General features: G+C 71.5%; 12 protein-coding genes. 4 read left to right on the top strand and 8 right to left on the bottom strand.

Annotated features, from left to right (window positions below; all coding sequences use genetic code 11):
• Together VMF70_04555 and VMF70_04550 are read right to left on the bottom strand one after the other, a co-directional pair.
• Positions 1-3,120 (bottom strand): fused MFS/spermidine synthase, encoded by a 3,120-nt coding sequence (locus tag VMF70_04555; protein ID HTT67277.1) that lies wholly within the window; start codon positions 3,118-3,120, stop codon positions 1-3.
• A complete protein-coding gene (locus VMF70_04550; protein HTT67276.1) occupies positions 3,120-5,243 on the bottom strand; it encodes a dehydrogenase E1 component subunit alpha/beta in 2,124 nt (707 codons plus the stop codon). The genes VMF70_04555 and VMF70_04550 overlap by 1 nt, the downstream gene beginning before the upstream one ends.
• 60 nt (positions 5,244-5,303) lie before the next feature.
• Here VMF70_04550 and VMF70_04545 point away from each other — a divergent pair, with 60 nt between their 5' ends.
• Genes VMF70_04545 through VMF70_04535 form a run of 3 tightly spaced genes read left to right on the top strand, consistent with a single transcriptional unit; the run spans position 5,304 to position 7,909 of the window.
• A complete protein-coding gene (locus VMF70_04545) occupies positions 5,304-5,924 on the top strand; it encodes a flavin reductase family protein (GenBank protein HTT67275.1) in 621 nt (206 codons plus the stop codon).
• 58 nt (positions 5,925-5,982) lie between these two features.
• Positions 5,983-7,368, top strand: coding sequence for a hypothetical protein (locus VMF70_04540; protein ID HTT67274.1), 1,386 nt, complete (start codon positions 5,983-5,985; stop codon positions 7,366-7,368).
• A 10-nt stretch (positions 7,369-7,378) separates the two neighbouring features.
• The gene (locus VMF70_04535) at positions 7,379-7,909 is read left to right on the top strand and encodes a type 1 glutamine amidotransferase domain-containing protein (protein HTT67273.1); all 531 of its coding nucleotides are present in this window, start codon (positions 7,379-7,381) and stop codon (positions 7,907-7,909) included.
• On the opposite strand, the gene VMF70_04530 is transcribed toward VMF70_04535, so the two are convergent.
• From VMF70_04530 to fadI, 5 genes are read right to left on the bottom strand one after another with little or no spacing between them, the layout of a single operon-like run.
• Positions 7,906-9,138, bottom strand: coding sequence for a DUF1015 domain-containing protein (locus VMF70_04530; protein ID HTT67272.1), 1,233 nt, complete (start codon positions 9,136-9,138; stop codon positions 7,906-7,908). The two genes, VMF70_04535 and VMF70_04530, sit on opposite strands and share 4 nt — an antisense overlap.
• Positions 9,135-9,458 (bottom strand): hypothetical protein, encoded by a 324-nt coding sequence (locus VMF70_04525; protein HTT67271.1) that lies wholly within the window; start codon positions 9,456-9,458, stop codon positions 9,135-9,137. Before VMF70_04525 ends, VMF70_04530 begins: the two co-directional genes overlap by 4 nt.
• The gene (locus VMF70_04520; GenBank protein ID HTT67270.1) at positions 9,455-10,384 is read right to left on the bottom strand and encodes a proline dehydrogenase family protein; all 930 of its coding nucleotides are present in this window, start codon (positions 10,382-10,384) and stop codon (positions 9,455-9,457) included. The genes VMF70_04525 and VMF70_04520 overlap by 4 nt, the downstream gene beginning before the upstream one ends.
• An 8-nt stretch (positions 10,385-10,392) precedes the next feature.
• Positions 10,393-12,546, bottom strand: coding sequence for a fatty acid oxidation complex subunit alpha FadJ (gene fadJ / locus VMF70_04515; protein ID HTT67269.1), 2,154 nt, complete (start codon positions 12,544-12,546; stop codon positions 10,393-10,395).
• A gap of 10 nt (positions 12,547-12,556) precedes the next feature.
• Positions 12,557-13,849, bottom strand: a complete 1,293-nt coding sequence (fadI, locus tag VMF70_04510) for an acetyl-CoA C-acyltransferase FadI (protein HTT67268.1) — start codon at positions 13,847-13,849, stop codon at positions 12,557-12,559.
• Positions 13,850-14,019: 170 nt separating this feature from the next.
• Between fadI and VMF70_04505 the strand changes: the two genes are divergently transcribed.
• Positions 14,020-15,639 (top strand): glycerol-3-phosphate dehydrogenase/oxidase, encoded by a 1,620-nt coding sequence (locus VMF70_04505; GenBank protein ID HTT67267.1) that lies wholly within the window; start codon positions 14,020-14,022, stop codon positions 15,637-15,639.
• On the opposite strand, the gene VMF70_04500 is transcribed toward VMF70_04505, so the two are convergent.
• Positions 15,617-17,125 carry an MFS transporter gene (locus VMF70_04500; GenBank protein HTT67266.1) on the bottom strand — a complete coding sequence of 503 codons (1,509 nt, stop codon included), beginning with the start codon at positions 17,123-17,125 and terminating at the stop codon, positions 15,617-15,619. The two genes, VMF70_04505 and VMF70_04500, sit on opposite strands and share 23 nt — an antisense overlap.
• Between the last annotated feature and the right edge of the window lie 25 nt (positions 17,126-17,150).

Genomic DNA, 17,150 nt, shown 5'->3' with positions numbered 1-17,150 from the left:
TCAGGATCCCTGTCGCGCCAGGCAGGACCGCACCAGCGGCACGATCTCCTCCGCCGTCCAGCCGAACCTTCCCAGCTCGAGCGCCAGGCGCTCGGCGCGCGCACAGGCGGCCCCTCCGGCCCGGGCTCCGACCACCGCTCCACCCCAGTAGCCGGTTTGCCAGTAAGGGAGCGCCGCCACGGCATGCTCGAACACCGGGCCGGCCACGGCCGGCGGCGCGAGCTGACCCAGCGTGGTCACAGCGCCCTCCAGTGCCCCCGGGAAGGGGCGCTCCAGCGTCGGCCGCAGGCTGGCGATCGCCCGGATGGCCTCCACCGCTGCCGCCGCGTAGTTCCCGCTGTTCGCGTCGAGCTGCGCCAGGACCGCGGACGCGAAGGCGGAGTCCCCGCCGTGCACCGCGACGCTGCTCAGGAGCTCGCGCGCCCGCGCCGGGTTCGACAGCGCCAGATCGGTCAGCCCCGCCGTCAGCAGCAGCCTGGCGTCGCCGGGCATCCGGGCGAGCGCGCTGTCCAGGTGCGCCGCCGCCGACCGGAAGTCCCGGCGGCCGAACAGAACGGTGCCCAGCACGCCCTGGTACGCCGGATCGCGCGGCACCGCGCGCACTGCCAACTCGGCCGAGTGGAGCGCCTCCGGGTTGTCGTCGGGAAGCGCCGCGGCGTACCCGGCTCGCCACGCGCCCGCCGGCAGGTCCCAGTCCTCCAGGATCGGCGTTGAATCCCCCACCGCCGCTTTCAGCGCGACCAGGGAATCGAACACCGGCTCCGACGGCGTCCCGGCGAGCAGCGACCGGGCGGCCTGGAATTCGAGCACCGGATGGTCGTCGGTGTGGTCGAACGGCGCGCGGCTCGCGAGCGCCGCGCTGCCACGATCACCCAGGAGGAAGTGCCCCAGCAGCTGCGTCGGCTCGTCGACCCGCAGCCACATGCGCAGGGACGCCGCCGTCGCCGTCCCGGGGCGCAAGGCCGCCGCGATTCGCGCGCCGCTCCATCGTATCGGGTCGCGCGCCCCGAGCACGACCAGGTCGCTCGAATTCGCAAACCAGACTTCCACGTGCGGGAAGACGGCCCGCAGGTTGGCGACGACCACCGCCACGAGGCCCGGCGTGACGCGGTACATCTGCAGCCACTGGCAGAAGACCCCGCCCGGCGCCAACCGCTTCGCCACCACCTGGAAGTAGTCGCGCGTGAACAACGATGCGACCCCCGCGATCCAGGGATTCGAGGGCTCCGACACGATCAGGTCGTAGGCGGAATCCGCCAGCATCAGGGCGCTGCGCGCGTCGTCCTCGATGACGTGGACCCGCGGGTCCGCCAGTACGTCGCGATTGACGTCGCGGAAGTCCGGGCTGGCGCGCAGCACCGCTCGCTCGATCTCGGCGACGTCGATCCGCGCGATGCCGGGCACGTCCGCGATCGCGCGGGTGGTGGCTCCGCTGCCGAATCCCACCACGAAGGCGCGGCGCGGGCGCCCCTGGGCCAGGGCCGGCAGCAGCCCCAGCGAGACCTGCGTGTCCATGTCCGCGACACTCGACGCATCGACCTTGCCGTTCACCTTCAGCCAGCTCTGGTTGCCGTCCCGCCACACGGACACCGCGGCGTTCCACCCTTCCTTGAAGCTCAACTGCTCCGAGCCGTACCCGCGCAGGTACCGGCCGAGCTCGTCCCGATCGAGCCGCGTCCTCCCGTACACGGCCGGCGCCCGGTCGAGGAGCCGCCCCGACCAGCTCGGGGTGGCCAGCGCGATCACCAGCGCCAGCGCTCCCAGCGCCACCGGAATGCGCTCGACGCCCAGCGGCATCCCCACGCCCCCGCGATCCCGCCAGGCCCACCAGGCCAGCGCGGCCGCCGCCGCCACGTTGACCACGACGCCCACCGCCAGGGTCCGCTCGCTGCCGATGAGATGGACCAGCACGAAACCCGTCACCACCGCCCCCGCGATGCTGCCGAGCGTATTGGCCAGGTATGCGTGACCGACCTCACGGCCCGTGGCGCCGGCGCGCTCCGAGGCGAGTTCCGCCAGCAGCGGGAAACTGTAGCCCATCCCGACTGCGGGCGGGATCACGACCAGCGCCACGGCCGCCGCCTGCAGGGCGAGCAGCTCCCCGACGCCGAGGAAGGGCACCTGGAGCGTCGCGACTACGTAGACCGGCAGCGCCCGGAAGAAGGGGAACAGCAACGACGCCAACACGGCGATGACGCCCTGCACGGCCGCCGCCCGCAGCAGCAGATCCCGTGGTGCCCGGCCCCGGCCGACCGCGATCAGGCTCCCCAGCCCGATGCCCAGCAGGAAGCAGGCGAGAATGGTGGTGAAGGCATAGGTGGAGCTGCCGATCACGAGAATCAGCGCGCGGGTCCACGCGATCTCGTACAGCAGCGACGCCAGGGCAGTGAAGGCGATGAGCCCCGTGGCGAGGCGGCGCGTGGCCGGCCCGGGATCCGGGGTGAATACGGGCTCGCCCTCCGGCGCGCGCGAGGAGGCCGCCGGCTCCGGCACGCCCGCCAGCAGGAGTGCGGCCGCGCCGAGCGCCAGGTTGACCGCGGCCGTCGCCAGCAGCGACGCCCGCAGACCGACGAACTCGATCAGCACGTATCCCGCGAGCACGCAGCCTGCGACGCCGCCGACGGTATTGAGACCGTAGAACAGTGCCAGCTCGCCGCGCAGCTCGTCGCTGCGGTCGCCGGCGAACGCGCGCGTCAGCACCGGCAGCGTCCCGCCCATGAGGAAGGTCGGGATCAGCAGGACGATGAAGGCGAAGACGAACTTGATGGCCGTTCCAGCCCACAGCCCCGGCCCGAGCGCGCGCGCCACGTCGAGGTACACGGTGCCCACGGCCCTCACCGCCCACGGCGAGGCCAGGCCGAACAGCCCGATGCCCAGCTCGAGGACGCCGTACAACCGGGCCGGACGAGCCAGGGAATCCGCGCGCCGCCCGAGCAGCCAGGCGCCGAGGCCGAGGCCGCCCATGTAGGCCGCCACCACCGTGGTGACCGAGTGAATCGTCGAGCCGAAGACCTCGTAGAGCTCGCGGACCCAGACCAGCTCGTAGACCAGTCCGGCAGCGCCGGACAGCACGAAGATGAGCCCGAACAGCGCGTGTCGCGCACGTCGGGCACTGGTCATCAGAAGGCCGCCAGCTCCCGGATGGCGGCCACGACGTCCGCGACCTGCGGCAGGATATGATCCTCGAGCTGCGGAGCGTATGCCACGAAGGTGTCCATGCCGGCCACCCGGCGAACGGGGGCGTCCAGCCACGCAAACAGCTCGTCCCCGATGCGCGCCGCCAGCTCCGCGCCGTAGCCCCACGAGATCGGGTCCTCGTAGACCACCACTGCCTTGCTGGTCCGCTGTACCGAGCGCGCGATCGTCTCCCAGTCCACCGGGGCCAGCGAGCGCAGATCGATCACCTCCGCCTTCACGCCGGTGGCCTCCTCCACTTCCTTGGCCGCCACCACCGACCGCTGCACCAACGCTCCGTAGGTGAGCACGGTGACATCGGAACCGGGTCGGACCACCTTGGCCTTGCCGAACGGCACCATGAAGTTGGGGCCCGGATACGGCGCCTTGTTGTAGGTCTGGCGGTACAGGTGCTTGTGCTCCAGGAACACCACCGGGTCGTCACACCGGATCGCCGTTCGCAACAGACCGTTGGCGTCGAGGGCCGTGGCGGGGCACACCACGCGCAGGCCCGGCACGTGCGTGAACAGCGACGCACCGGTCTGCGAATGGTAGACCGCGCCGCCCTTCAGGTAGCCGCCGTAGGTCACCCGTATCACCACCGGGGCGCTGAACGCGTCATTCGAGCGCCAGCGGAGCGTCGCCAGCTCGTTGCGGATCTGCATGTACGCCGGCCAGATGTAGTCGAAGAACTGGATCTCGACCACGGGCTTCAGCCCGCGGGTCGCCATCCCGATCGCCCGGCCGACGATGTTCGCCTCGGCGAGCGGCGAATTGAACACCCGGTCGTCGCCGAAGCGCTTCTGCAGCCCCCAGGTGACCTTGAAGACTCCGCCCTTGCCTTTGACCTTCCCGAGCGCACCCGCCCGCGACGCGTCCGCCACGTCCTCGCCGAATACCACCATCCGGGGATCATGACTCAGCTCGTCCCGCAGACAGGCGTTCAACAGGTCCACCATCGTCGTGGGATCGCCGGCGAACTGCGGGTCGTCCTCAGTGTCGAACCGCTCCGAGGTCGGGTCGACGTCCGGCGAGTAGACGTATCGCGACGCCGTCTCGGGGGCCGGGGCCGGGGACGCGAGCGCCGCCTCGGCGGCCGCCTCGACCGTCGCCGCCACCTCCGCCTGGATCCGCTCAATCTCCTCCGCGCTCGCCACGCCGTCCGCGACCAGGCGCTCCGGGAAGCGCGCCACCGGGTCCCGTGCCGCCTCGGCCGCCCGCTCCTCGGCCGGCCGGTACATCACCTCGTCGTCGGACAGCGAGTGGGAGTAGGGCCGGATCACGTGCGCGTGCACCAGCGCGGGGCCCCGGCGGGCCCGGCAGTGCGCAACCGCGCGCGCCAGCACGTCGCGGGAGGCGACCGGATCGCAGCCGTCCACCTCCTCGACCAGTAGATCGGGGAAGGCGGCCACCAGCTTGGAGATCGACCGGCCGGGCGTCTGGACCTCGATGGGCACCGAGATCGCGTAGCCGTTGTCCTCGACGAGGAACAGCACGGGGAGCTTGAGGTTCGACGCGGTGCCCAGCGACTCCCAGAACTCACCCTCGCTCGAGGTGCCGTCACCCAGCGAGCAGTAGACGATCTCGTCGTGGCGAGTGCGCTCCTTCCGGTCCGGGATCCCCTCGAGCCGGTCGTACCGGTACCAGGCCTCCGCGCATCCCACCGCCTGCAGGCACTGGGTGCCCGTCGGACTCGACTGGCTCACGATGTTCAGCTTGCGGTGGCCCCAGTGCGAGGGCATCTGCCGCCCGCCGGAGTTGGGGTCGGCCGCGGCGCCGACCGCCGAGAGCAGCATCTCCGTGGGCGTCATCCCGAGCGTGAGGCACAGCGCCCGGTCACGGTAATACGGGTAGAACCAGTCGTGTCCCGGCTTCAACAGCATCCCGGCGGCCACCAGCACCGCCTCGTGGCCGGCGCCGGAGATCTGGAAGAAGATCTTGTTCTGCCGCTTGAGCTGAATTTCCTTGTCGTCGAGCCGGCGCGACAACAGCATCAGGCGGTAGATGCCTAGGAGGTCGGCTCTGGCGAGCTGCCGGGCGCCGACTTCGCTCTTGGTCCGGGTGGCCATGAAGCAGGCATAATAGCCGCCTGCCAGGCCCCGCTCAACGCCGCGGGGCTGGCGACCTCGGTGGGCGCCGCAGACGACCCGGCCGCCGACGATCGCGCCGCGCGCCGAGTCGCGTCGTTCGGCGGCCCAGCGACCGGCTATCTCGCGCGGCGGGGGCGCCGCCACTACCTTGTCCCCGAGACCCCTGCCGCGAAGGCGCCGGTGAACGAAGAGGCCAAGAAGACCGTCCTGCGCCATTTCCCGTACGGCCTCTACGCCGTGACGGTGATGAGCGAGGGCGAGGACCACGGCATGACGGCCAACTGGGTGATGCAGGCGGCGTTCACCCCACCGATGCTCGTGGTCGCCCTCCAGAACGAATCCAAGAGCCTGCCGATGATCCGCGACGCGCGCGGGTTCGCGGTCAACGTGCTCGCCGAGGGCCAGCGTGAGCTGGCCGAGCAACTCGGGCGGTCGTCGCGACGCCAACCCGCCAAGCTCCAAGGCGTGCCCTCCCGTCCCGCGCCCGTCACCGGCGCACCGATTCTCAGCGAGGGACTCGGATGGCTCGAGTGCCGTCTGGTCGCCACGATGCCCGCCGGCGACCATACCCTCGTTCTGGGAGAGGTCGTCGAGGCGGGACTCGAGGCCGGGCGCCGAGTGCTCGCATTGGACGACGCCGGGATGAAATACGCGGGCTAGCCGCGACAGCGGAGCGGTCGCGCTCGGCGTCGCGGCCGCTCTCCTGTCCGCCGTGCCGGTGACCGCTGCAGCGCAGGAGCGGCGGGACACGCTCGTGTACGACGTGGACGTCATCGCCTCGCCGCCGGCCCACCTGTCGATCGAGGCCCGCCTCACGACGACGGCCGCCGAGAGCATCGCGCTGTCGGTTCCATCGGCGTCCCTCTCCGCCGGGACCGACGTCGAGGGACTCGCCGCTACCGACGACAACGGAAGGCCTCTCTCCGTGCGCCCGGTCGCCCATGGCTACCGGATCGTCGCCTCGGCGGGCGCGGTACGGTTCCGCTATCGCCTGGACTTCCAGAGCGGCGTCGCGCTCAGCTCTACGGGCGCCGGGCTGAACGACGCCCACCTCTACGCCGTCGGCCGCGGGGTCTTCGTGGCGCCGGACGCGTCGGCCTACGGCCCGGATCGCCCTTATCCGCTCATCTGGGTGCACTTCATCACGCCGCCCGGCTGGCACGTGGTCACCGCGTGGGGGGTGGACCAGGAGGCCTTCAACCCGGCTGGCAGCAGTGCCCTTCTCGGCACCACCCTGGCTGCGGCCCCCGACTTCCGCCTGCTTCGCGACACCGCCGGGGGCACGCCGTTCGTCCTCGCGGTGCGCGGCGAGCGGCACTTCGGCGACTCCGCGCTCGAAGAGGTGATCGCGGCCAGCCTGCGCAGCGCGTCGGAGGCCCTGGGGGGGGTGCCCGTGCCCCGGGTCACGTACACCAGCGACGTCGGCTCGAAGGGGCGCACCAGCGGCAGCCTGCAGGGACGGTCGAGCATCGCACTGATCTGGGAGCCGGGCGAGTTGCTGGAGCGGGCGCGCATTCACGACGTGTTCCACGAAACCCTGCACCTGTGGTTCGGCGGGGCGATGGACACCGATCGGTGGTGGACGGAGGGCGTCACCGACTACTTCGCCGCTCGACTCGAGGCCGAGTGGAGCGGCCGGCCCGACGACCTCGCCGACCTCTGTTACCAGTCGCTGCGCAACTACCAGCGCATCGAACGCGACACGAGCATGACCATGACCCAGGAGCAGCACGAGAACGTCCTGGGAGACAACACCACCCTCCTCGTCTACCGCAAAGGGATGCTCGCCGGGCTGCTGCTCGACGGCGCCATCCGCCGCGGCACCGACGGCGAGGCCACGCTGGGCGACGTCGCGCGCCGGATGCTGGCCGCCGCCCGTGCGGCCCCGGACCGTCGGGTCAGCGACGCCGAGATCCGCACCTTCGCCGTCGAGGTCGGCGGCCCGGGTGTCGAGCGCGTCTGGCGCCAGGTGGTGGCCGGCACCAGCTTGATCACCGAGTCGGACGTCACCGAGGCGCTACGCGCGGTGACGGGCTTGCCCGTCATTGCACCGCCAGTCACAGCCAAGGAACAGAAGGTCCTGATCGGCCACCCGAAACCGTGAGGTCGGCCCCATGATGCTCAAGGGCAAGACGGTGCTGTTCTTCGTGGGCCCGCAGTACGAGGACCTCGAGTTGTGGTATCCGAAGATCCGCCTCGAGGAGGAAGGCGCGAAGACGGTCGTGGCAGGGCTGGGTGAGAAGACCTACCTGGGCAAGAAGGGTTACCCGGTCACGGTCGACAGCTTCGTGGACGACCTGTATGCCGAGGTCTACGACGGCCTGGTCATCCCGGGAGGCTACGCTCCGGACCAGATGCGGCGCTCGGAGAAGTTGCTCGGCATCACCCGGGCGATCGCGGAGGCCGGGAAGCCGGTGGCGTTCATCTGCCACGCCGCCTGGGTGCCGGTGTCCGCCGGCCTGCTGAAGGGACGCCGCGTGACCTGCGTGCGCGCCATCCGCGACGACGTGGTCAACGCGGGCGCCACCTACCTCGACGAGCCGGTCGTGGTGGACGGCAATCTGATCTCTTCCCGCACGCCCGCGGACCTCCCGGCGTTCTGCCGCGCGATCATCCGGGCGCTCGCGGCGCCGGCCAAGGACTAGACCGGGGCGTCGAACGGACGGAGCACGACGCCCGTCGGCACCTTCGGAGCGAAGAAGGTGGACTTGGGCGGCATGATCTGCCCCGCATCCGCCACTCGCCGCACCGCCTCGAGGCGCGTCGGCGGCAGTATCAGCGCGCAGGCGCAGCGGCCCTCGCGGCCGGCCTCGCGCGCCTCGGCGACGTCGGCCGTGTAGCGCAGCGCCGGCGCCGTCCCCAGGAGCGATGCGGCGACGACGCCTACGGCCAGGCTGTCGGCCGCGGCCACCTCCAGCGCGCGCACCGCCGGATGCACGGCCTGGTCATTCACCTTCGGCCACTTCGCCTTCGGCCGCACCGCCAGCGCCACCTCCCGGCCTCCCTTGAAGACGACCGAGAGCGTGGGCTCCTTCCGGGTCGGTGCGATCGCGAAGTAGGGCGCGGCCGCCGCCAGGAAGGCGTCCGGCTCGAACGGCGCACCCTCGAGCATGCGGTGCGTGGCCAGGATCACGAGTCCGGGGTCGCGGAACGACACCACGTAGGCCAGGGTGCGCGCCGCGCCAGCCTGCCAGGCTGACGGCGCTTCGTCCCTGAACATCACCGAGGTCTCGAAGCGGTGGTGCCCGTCGGCCACGTACACGCTCTCGGCGCCCGCCGCCGCGGCGAGCTGCTCGGCCTCCGCTCCCGTCACGACCCAGATGGCCTGGTCCGACCCCAGGGCCGGACACCGTGCCCACGGCGGGCGCGCCGTCGCCTGGCGCAGCGCCCCGTCGAGCTTCCCCGTTCCGTCGGGCGCCAGCAGGAACACGGCACTCAGGTTGGCGCCCGTCGCGTGCATCAGCCTCCGGCGATCCTCCTTCGCCGCGGCGTGGGTGCGCTCGTGCGGGAGGACTCGCCCCCTGGAGAACGGTTCCGCCGCCACCGCCAGGAACACCCCGGTCCGCTCCCGCACCGAGCCGTCCGGAAACCGGCCCGAGGTGCGAAGCACGTACGCGGACGGCTGCTCGTCGCGCACCAGCACGCCGCTCGCGCGCCACTCGGCCAGGAGGCGTGCCGCCTCCGCGTACGGGTCGCCTCCGCCGGGCGCCGCCGGCAGGTCCACGTTCACGACGTTGCATGGATCACGCGCCACCAGCTCCGCCCGCTGCGACGGAGAGATCACGTCGTAGGGAGGGGCCAGGCGTCGTTCCAGCGAGGCCGCGTCCGCGTAGCGTTCGCCGCGGAACGGGGTGAACAGGCTCACGTCTTTCATGTCGCTCCGCTTCCGGGATGCGACGCGATCAGCGCGTCGAGAATTTCCTTCACGCCGAGCAGGCTCAGACGGCCCACCTCCGCCTCCGCGGCCGCCGCGGTCGGGCCGAACGCCAGGTAGTCGCTCTCCAGGTGCCCATCCGGGGCATTGCTCGCCGACCAGCGGATGAAGAGAAGCGCCGCACCGTAGCGGCCATCCGGTCCGGGGTCGTCCTCCGAGAAGACCCCGACCGAGTACGGGTGACCATCGCTGCCGGTGAGGCCCGGCGGCCGCCCGTGCACGGCCACGTATCCACCCAGTGTGTCTTCCGCGAAGTTCACGTCCGCAGCGTTTCCTTGACGACGTTGCCGAGGATGAAGGCGATGTTGGCCGGCCGCTCGGCCAGGCGCCGCATCAGATAGGGATACCACTGGGTGCCGAACGGCACGTACACCCGCACCCGGTACCCGGCCCGTCGCAGCTCCTCCTGGAGGTCGCGCCGGATGCCGTACAGCATCTGGAACTCGAACCGGTCCGCCGCGATGGCCTTCGCCTCAACGAAGCGGCGCACCCGCGTGATCAGTGCGGGGTCGTGCGTCGCGACCGCAGGCTGATGGCCGTGCTCCAGGAGCTTCTCGATCAGCTCCCCGTAGCTCCGGTCCACGTCCGCCTTGTCGGGAAACGCCACCGTCGCCGGCTCCTGGTACGCGCCCTTGCAGAGCCGAACCCGGGCGCGAGCCCCGATGAGGCGGTCGACGTCGGCGGCGCTGCGACGCAGGTACGACTGGATCACGATGCCCACGCGGTCGCCGTAGACCGGCAGCAGGTCCCGCTCGAACAGGTCGAGCGTCCGCTGGGTGTGGGCGCTGCTCTCCATGTCGATGCGCACGGAGATGCCCAGCTCGCGGCCGCGGTCCAGGATCCGGCGCATGTTCTCGAGGCACAGACCGCGGTCGAGGTCGAGTCCCAGCTGCGTGAGCTTGACCGACACGTTGCAGTCGAGCCGGTCCGCCGCGATCCGTGCCAGGATCTCGGCGACCGTCGCCGCGCAGCTCCGCGCCTCGTCCGCCTTCGTGACGCTCTCTCCGAGGAGGTCGAGGCTGGCGGCGATCCCGCGCCCGTTCAGCTCGCGGACGGCGGCCGCCGCGGAATCCATCGTCTCGCCCGCAACGAACCGCGAGGCAAGCCGCCGGGCCAGCCGGTTGCCGCGAATGAAGGCGAAGATCTGCGGTTGCTCGCTGAGATACAGGAATGTGCGGCGCAGCATGCGTATGGTTACCGAAGTGAAGGGTAGAAGCGTCCACCGTGCTCGGCCTGGGCGACCAGCGAGGCGGCGGGGGCGAAGCGATCGCCGTGCGTCGCCGCCAGGCGCGCCAGACTGTCCACGGCCGCCCGGGCACCCAGGGCATCCAGGGTACGGAACGGGCCCCCGCGAAAGGGCGGGAATCCGATGCCGAACAGCGCGCCCACGTCCCCGTCGCGCGGCTGCGCGATCACGCCCTCCTCGAGGGCCCGCGCGGCCTCGTTGAGCATGGCGAACGCCAGCCGCTCGGCCACGACGTCCGGGTCGGTCTCGCGCTCCGCCGGCGCGAGACCCAGCGCCCGGTACACCGTCGGGTCCTCGCCTGCCTTCTTCCCCGCCCGATAGAGGAAGAAGCCCCGCCCGTTCTTGCGTCCCAGCCGCCGGTCCGCCACCAACGCGTCGAGGTCGAGCGACCGTTCGAGCCGGTCGCCGAACGCCTGGTGCATCACGTGCGCCGCCTTGGCGGCCACGTCGAGGCCGACTTCGTCGAGCAGCGTGATCGGCCCGACCGGGAACCCCCATTGCGTCATCGCCCGATCCAGCAGCGCGATGGGCACGCCTTCCGTCAACAGCCGCCCGGCCTCGTTGATGTACGGCGCGAGGATCCGGTTGACGAAGAAGCCGGGTCGATCCTGCACCACGACTACCGTCTTGCCGAGTCGCCGTCCGAATGCGACGGCCGTCACCGTCGTTTCCCGCGCGGTGCGCGCTCCGACGACGATCTCCAGCAACGGCATCCGGTGCACCGGCGAAAAGAAGTGCATTCCGACCACGGTCTCCGGACGGGCCGAGGCCTCGGCGATGCGCGAGATCGGAATCGTCGAGGTGTTCGACGCGAAGATGCAGTCGGGCCGGGAAACGGCTTCGACCTCGCGAAGCACCTGGCGCTTGATCTCCAGGTCCTCGAACACCGCTTCGATCACCAGGTCCGCCGCGTGGAATCCCGCGAAGTCGATGCCGCCGGAGACCAGGGCGAGCTGCCGCCCCGCGTCGCGCCGGCTGACGCTCCGACGGCGCACCCGTTCGTCCACGATGCCGGCCAGCGCCTTGAGGCCGGCGCCGACCCGCGGCAGATCCGCATCCTTGAGGCGTACCGGCACCCCCGCTTGCGCCGCCGCGACCGCCGCGATGCCCGATCCCATGAACCCGGCGCCCAGGATGCCCAGCTGCGCGACCGGACGCGGGGCCGGCGCCGGCGCCGGAACGCCGGGGTCCTTCTTGAGCGCGGTGGTGGCGAAGAACACCTCGACCAGCCGGCGCGACACGTCGGTCATCGCCATCTCGCCGAACCGCTCCGCTTCGTAGGGCAGCCCCTGCTCCATGCCGCTCGCCAGGCTGCACCGGATCACGTCCAGCGCCGCGAGCGGAGCCGGATAGTGGCCGGCCGTCTGCGATCGCGTCATGGCCCGCGCCCGTCTCAACACGACGGCCTGCCCGAGCGCGCTGCGGTCGAAGAGCCACCCGAGGACACCGCCGCGGCGCCGGCGGTGCACCGGGGTCTCGGCGAGCCGCCGCGCCGCCTTCACGGCGACCTGCCGCAGGATCGCCGGCGGCACCAGCTCGTCCACCAGCCCCATCCTGAGCGCCTTCGCGGCGCGGACGTTCTTCCCGGTGAGGATCATCTCCAGCGCACTGCGGAGTCCGACGACGCGTGGCAGCCGGTTGCACCCGCCCGCCCCGGGGATGATGCCGAGCTGGACCTCGGGCGCCCCGAGCGCGGTCTTCGGGTGGTCCGTCGCGACACGATAGTGGCACGCGAGGACCAACTCCAGTCCGCCACCGAGGCAGACGCCGTGAATCGCGGCCACGACCGGCTTCGGCGAGTCCGCCACGCGGTCGAGCATCGATTGCCCGTCCCGCGACAGCCGCCTGGCCTCCTCCGCTGTGCGCAGCGCGACGAACTCCTCGATGTCGGCGCCCGCGACGAACACGTCCTTCTTGCCGGACGCGATTACGATGGCGCGGACCGCGGCGTCGTTCTGCAGCGCCGCGAACGCCGCCGCGAACTCGTCCCTCACCGCTCGCGAGAACTTGTTGACGCTCTCGCCCGGCAGGTCGAGCGTGAGGACGGCGACGCCGTCTTCGACTACCGTCGCGAGCGCGCCCGTTCCACCCTCCGCGTCCACGTGGACCGCCTCACATCCGCTCGAGGACCATGGCAAACCCCATGCCGCCCTGGGCACACACCGAGACCAGTCCGAACTGAACGTCCCGCCGCCGCATCTCGTTGCCGAGCGTCGTAATGAGGCGCCCGCCGGTCGCGCCGAATGGGTGGCCGATCGCAATCGACCCCCCCATCACGTTGAGCACCTCCCAGTTCACCTCGCCGATGCGCCTGTCGCGCCCGAGGTGCTCGCGCGCCCACATATCCGACTCGATGGCCTGGATATTCGACAGCACCTGCGACGCGAACGCCTCGTGCATCTCGACGAGCCCGAGGTCCTTCCAGGCGATGCGGGCTCGCTCGAGCGCGCGAGGGATGGCGTACGCCGGGCCCATGAGCAGTTGGGCGCCGGGATCCACCGCCGCCACGGCATACGAGCGAACGTAGGCCAGCGGCTCGAATCCCGCGGCCCGAGCGGCCTCCCCGCTCATCACCAGCACGGCGGACGCGCCGTCGGTCAGGGGCGATGCGTTGCCGGCAGTCACCGATCCGTAGCGCCGGTCGAACGCCGGCCTCAGCGCCGCCAGTTGCTCGAGGGTGGAATCCGCGCGTATCCCGTTGTCCGCGGTGACCGGCTCGTACGCCGGCGGAACGAAGACGGGCGCGATTTCCGCCGTCAACCGCCCGTCGGCCGTGCCCCGCGCGGCCAGCCGGTGCGAGCGCAGCGCGTAGTCGTCCTGGGCGTGCCGCGAGATGCCGTTTTCCTTGGCCATCTTCTCGGCCGACTGCCCCATCGTCTCGCCGGTGGACGGCTCGGCAATGGCCGGCGTCACCGGAACGAGATCGCGCGGACGGATCCTCGCGAGCGTCGCCAACCGTTTCCCCAGCGTGCGCGCCCGGCTCGCTTGCACGAGCAGCTCCGCGAATCGCCTGGAGTGGAGGATCGGGATGTCGGACAGCGATTCCGTCCCGCCCGCGACGACCATGTCCGCCTGCCCGAGCGCGATCTGGTCGAACGCCTCGGCGACGGCCTGGCCCGACGACGCGCACGCCCGGTTCAGCGAGAACGCGGGCACGTTCCGGGGAAACTGCGGCAGCAGGCTCACTTCCCGTGCCACGTTGGGCGCGAGCACCGAGGGAATGACCTGGCCGAAGACGACCTGATCCACCTTCGCCGGCGGAATCTCGGTCCGAATCAGCAGTTCGCGCGTGGCGAGCTTGGCCAACTCGACGGCGCTGAGGTCCTTGAACACCGTGCCGGACTTCACGAACGGGGTGCGGCAACCCGCGATGACGGCGACCCGACGACCGTTCTGCCCGAGCATGATCCGGCTCCGTTTCCGGCGCATCGGCTGGCCGCCGGTCCCAGCAAAGCTAGCCCGTGCGTGGAGTGCGGGCCAGCGCGGTCGCACCGTGCGCCCGCGGGTTTTTGGTGGCAAATTGGGCCATGGACTCGGCGTTCTCCGCTGAGACCCGCCGCGCGGATCTCGACGCGATGGCCGCGACGCCGCCCGACCTGCTGGTGATCGGCGGGGGCATCACCGGCGCCGGCATCGCGCGGGACGCCGCCCGGCGCGGAATCCGCACGGCCCTGCTCGAGGCCGGCGATTTCGGGAGCGGCACGTCCAGTCGCTCGTCTCGCCTCGTGCACGGCGGGCTGCGCTATCTGGAGCACGGCTGGCTCCGGCTGGTGTTCGAAGCGAGCCGCGAGCGCCGCGTCCTGTTACGGATCGCGCCGCATCTCGTGCGGCCGATGCCGTTCCTCTTCCCGATCCACGCCGGCGGCCGGGTGACCCGCGGCCGGCTGGCCGCCGGCCTGTGGCTGTACGACCTGCTGTCGGTGTTCCGGAACGTGCGCATGCATCGGACGCTGTCGCGACGCGGCGTCCGCAAGGCCGAGCCGCAGCTGCGGAGCAAGGACCTGCTGGGGGGCGCCGTGTACTACGACGCCTGCTGCGACGACGCCCGGCTGGTCCTGGCCAACGTGCGCGCGGCGCGCCGCAGCGGCGCGATGGTCGCGAGCTACGCGGCGGTGAAGTCGCTCGAGAAGGCTGCGGGCCAGCTTCGGGGCGTGGTGGTGGAGGACGTCATCGACGGCCGGCACTTCGCCGTCCGGGCGCACGTGGCCGTGAACGCGACGGGCCCTTGGACCGACGCGATGCGCCAGCTGGACGAGCCTGGCGCCGAGCCCGTGCTCCGGCCAACCAAAGGGGTCCATGTCGCGGTTCCGCGCGCCCGGCTCGGTAACGCGGGCGCGCTCACGATGACTTCCCCGCTCGACGGCCGCGTGATGTTCGTGCTGCCGTGGGGCGACGTCACCGTGCTCGGCACCACCGACACGGACTACGAAGGGGACCCCGGGGCGGTCGCTCCGACCGCCGACGACATCACCTACCTGCTGCGCTCGGCAAACGCCCTGTTCCCCGACGCGCGACTCGCTCCCCCGGACCTCCTCGCGGCCTGGGCCGGCCTCCGCCCGCTGCTCAGGGACGGGGGCGGGGGGACGACCGCCGCCGTCCCGCGCGAGCACCGGATCTTCGAGAGCGCGTCCGGCCTGGTGACGATCACCGGCGGCAAACTGACGACGTACCGCTCGATGGCGGCGGAATTGGTGGATCTGGTGGGGTTGAAGCTCCACCGTCTCGACGGCCGCGTCATCGCCCCGAGCGCGCCGACCGCCGAGGAGCCCTTGCCCGGTGGCGAGGTCGCCGACCTCGAGCTGCTGGTTCGCGAGCTAGTGAAGGAACGACTTGACGAGGGCGCGGCGCGCCACCTGGTCGACACCTACGGCACGGAAGCGATGGCGGTCGCCAACCTGGCCTTCCGCGACACTCCCCTGGCGGAGCCGCTGGCCTCCGGTGTCCCGGTCCTTCGCGCCGAGGTGATCCACCAGGCACGGCGCGAGATGGCGCTCTCCGTCAGCGACGTCATGATTCGCCGCACTCACCTGTTTCGGCAGCATCCCAGCCAGGGTACGGAGCTGACGCCGGTGGTGGCCGGTCTGCTCGGACGGGAGCTCGGCTGGGATGCCGCGCGCGAGGCCGCCTCCCTCGCCGCCTACCTGGCCGAGGTGCAGCAGATGCGGCAGGCGCTCACGCCGCCGCCGGCGACCTGACGCGCGCCATGTCGCGGGCCACGGTCGGCACCGCCAGGAGGAGCAGCGCCCCACCCAGCAGGCCGACGGCAGGGAGCGTCATCAGCGCGACGCGCAGGCCGTAGCGATCCGACAACAGCCCCACGACCGGCAGAGCGATGGCATCGCCGGCGATGTGGATGAAGAAGACGTAGGCCCCCATCACCGTGGCCGCGATGCCGCGCGGCACCACGTCGAACAGCACGGCGGCGGCGGGCCCGTTGTACCAGGTGAAGAAGAACACCACGACGAAGAACAGGCCGGAGAAGAGCCGCACGTCGTTGACGAGCAGCAGCACCACGCACAGCGGCGCTCCGGCGAGGAATCCCACCGCGCCGGCGATGACCCGTCCCGCGGGGGTGCGTTCCATCAGGCGGTCGCCCGAGCGCCCTCCGATCCACGACCCCAGTACGCCGGCCACCAGTCCCACCAGTCCGATCTGCCGCCCCGCCTGCAGCAGCGACATGTCCAATACCCGCTGGAGGTAGCTCGCCGACCACGCCACCAGGGAATTCATAGCCGCCGTGGTCAACGCGCCGCCGATGAACATCCAGACGAGAGTCGGCGTGCGCAGCACGACCGCCGCGGCGTCCAGCATCTCGTCCACGGCGTCGGCCGGGACGCCGACGAGCAGCCGGTGGCGCCATCGCATCGCCACCCGCACCCACTTGACGATGGTCCACACGAGACCCACGCCGACGATCGCGCCGAACACCGCGGTATCCGCGGCCGCCGCCACCCGGAAGAGGATCAGCGCGCCGAAGACGGCGGCCCCGACCGGGATCGACAGCAGGAGCGGAAGGCCGGCGCGCAGGATCAGCCTCGGCGTGAGGGCAATGCGCCGGACTGCCCGCGTCTGCGGCAGCATCGGTCGCGGCTGGGGTCGCGGGTCACGCAGCCGTGCCAGCAGCAGCGCGAACAGGATGCCCGGCAGGCCGACTACGATCAGCGCGGTGCGCCATCCGAAGGCGGTCGCCAGGTGGCCCCCGAGCCAGACCGCCAGCACGCCCCCCACCGCCAGGCCGGCCCAGAAGATGCCCATCGCCTGCGCGCGCCCGCGGTCCGGGAAGTAGTCGGCGAGCATCGCCTGCGCCGCGGGCAGGTACGACGATTCCGCGACCCCCACCACGCCGCGGGTCGTCAGGAGATGCCAGTAGGTCGCAGCCGCCCCGCCCAGGGCCGTGAACCCGCTCCACAGGGCCACGCCGCCGGCGATCACCGTGCGCCGTGACCGCAGGTCGGACAGCACGCCGGCCCCGAGCGCGCCGAGCGCGAAGGCGATGGCATAGGATGATCCCAGCCAGCCCAGCTGCGTGTCCGTGATGTCCAGCTCGTCCTTGATGGGCTCGAACAGCGCCAGGATGATGTTGCGGTCGAGATAGTTCAGCAGGTTCCCGAAGGCCAGCAGCGCCAGCGCGTACCATAGATACCGGCCGCTCATGGTCGGGGCGCCGGAGCGCTCGCTCATCGGGTCACGCCCCCGCGCCGGCGCA

The organism is Gemmatimonadales bacterium, assembly GCA_035502185.1.
Taxonomy (GTDB): Bacteria; Gemmatimonadota; Gemmatimonadetes; order Gemmatimonadales; family JACORV01; genus Fen-1245.
This window is presented reverse-complemented; position numbering and strand designations above follow the sequence as displayed.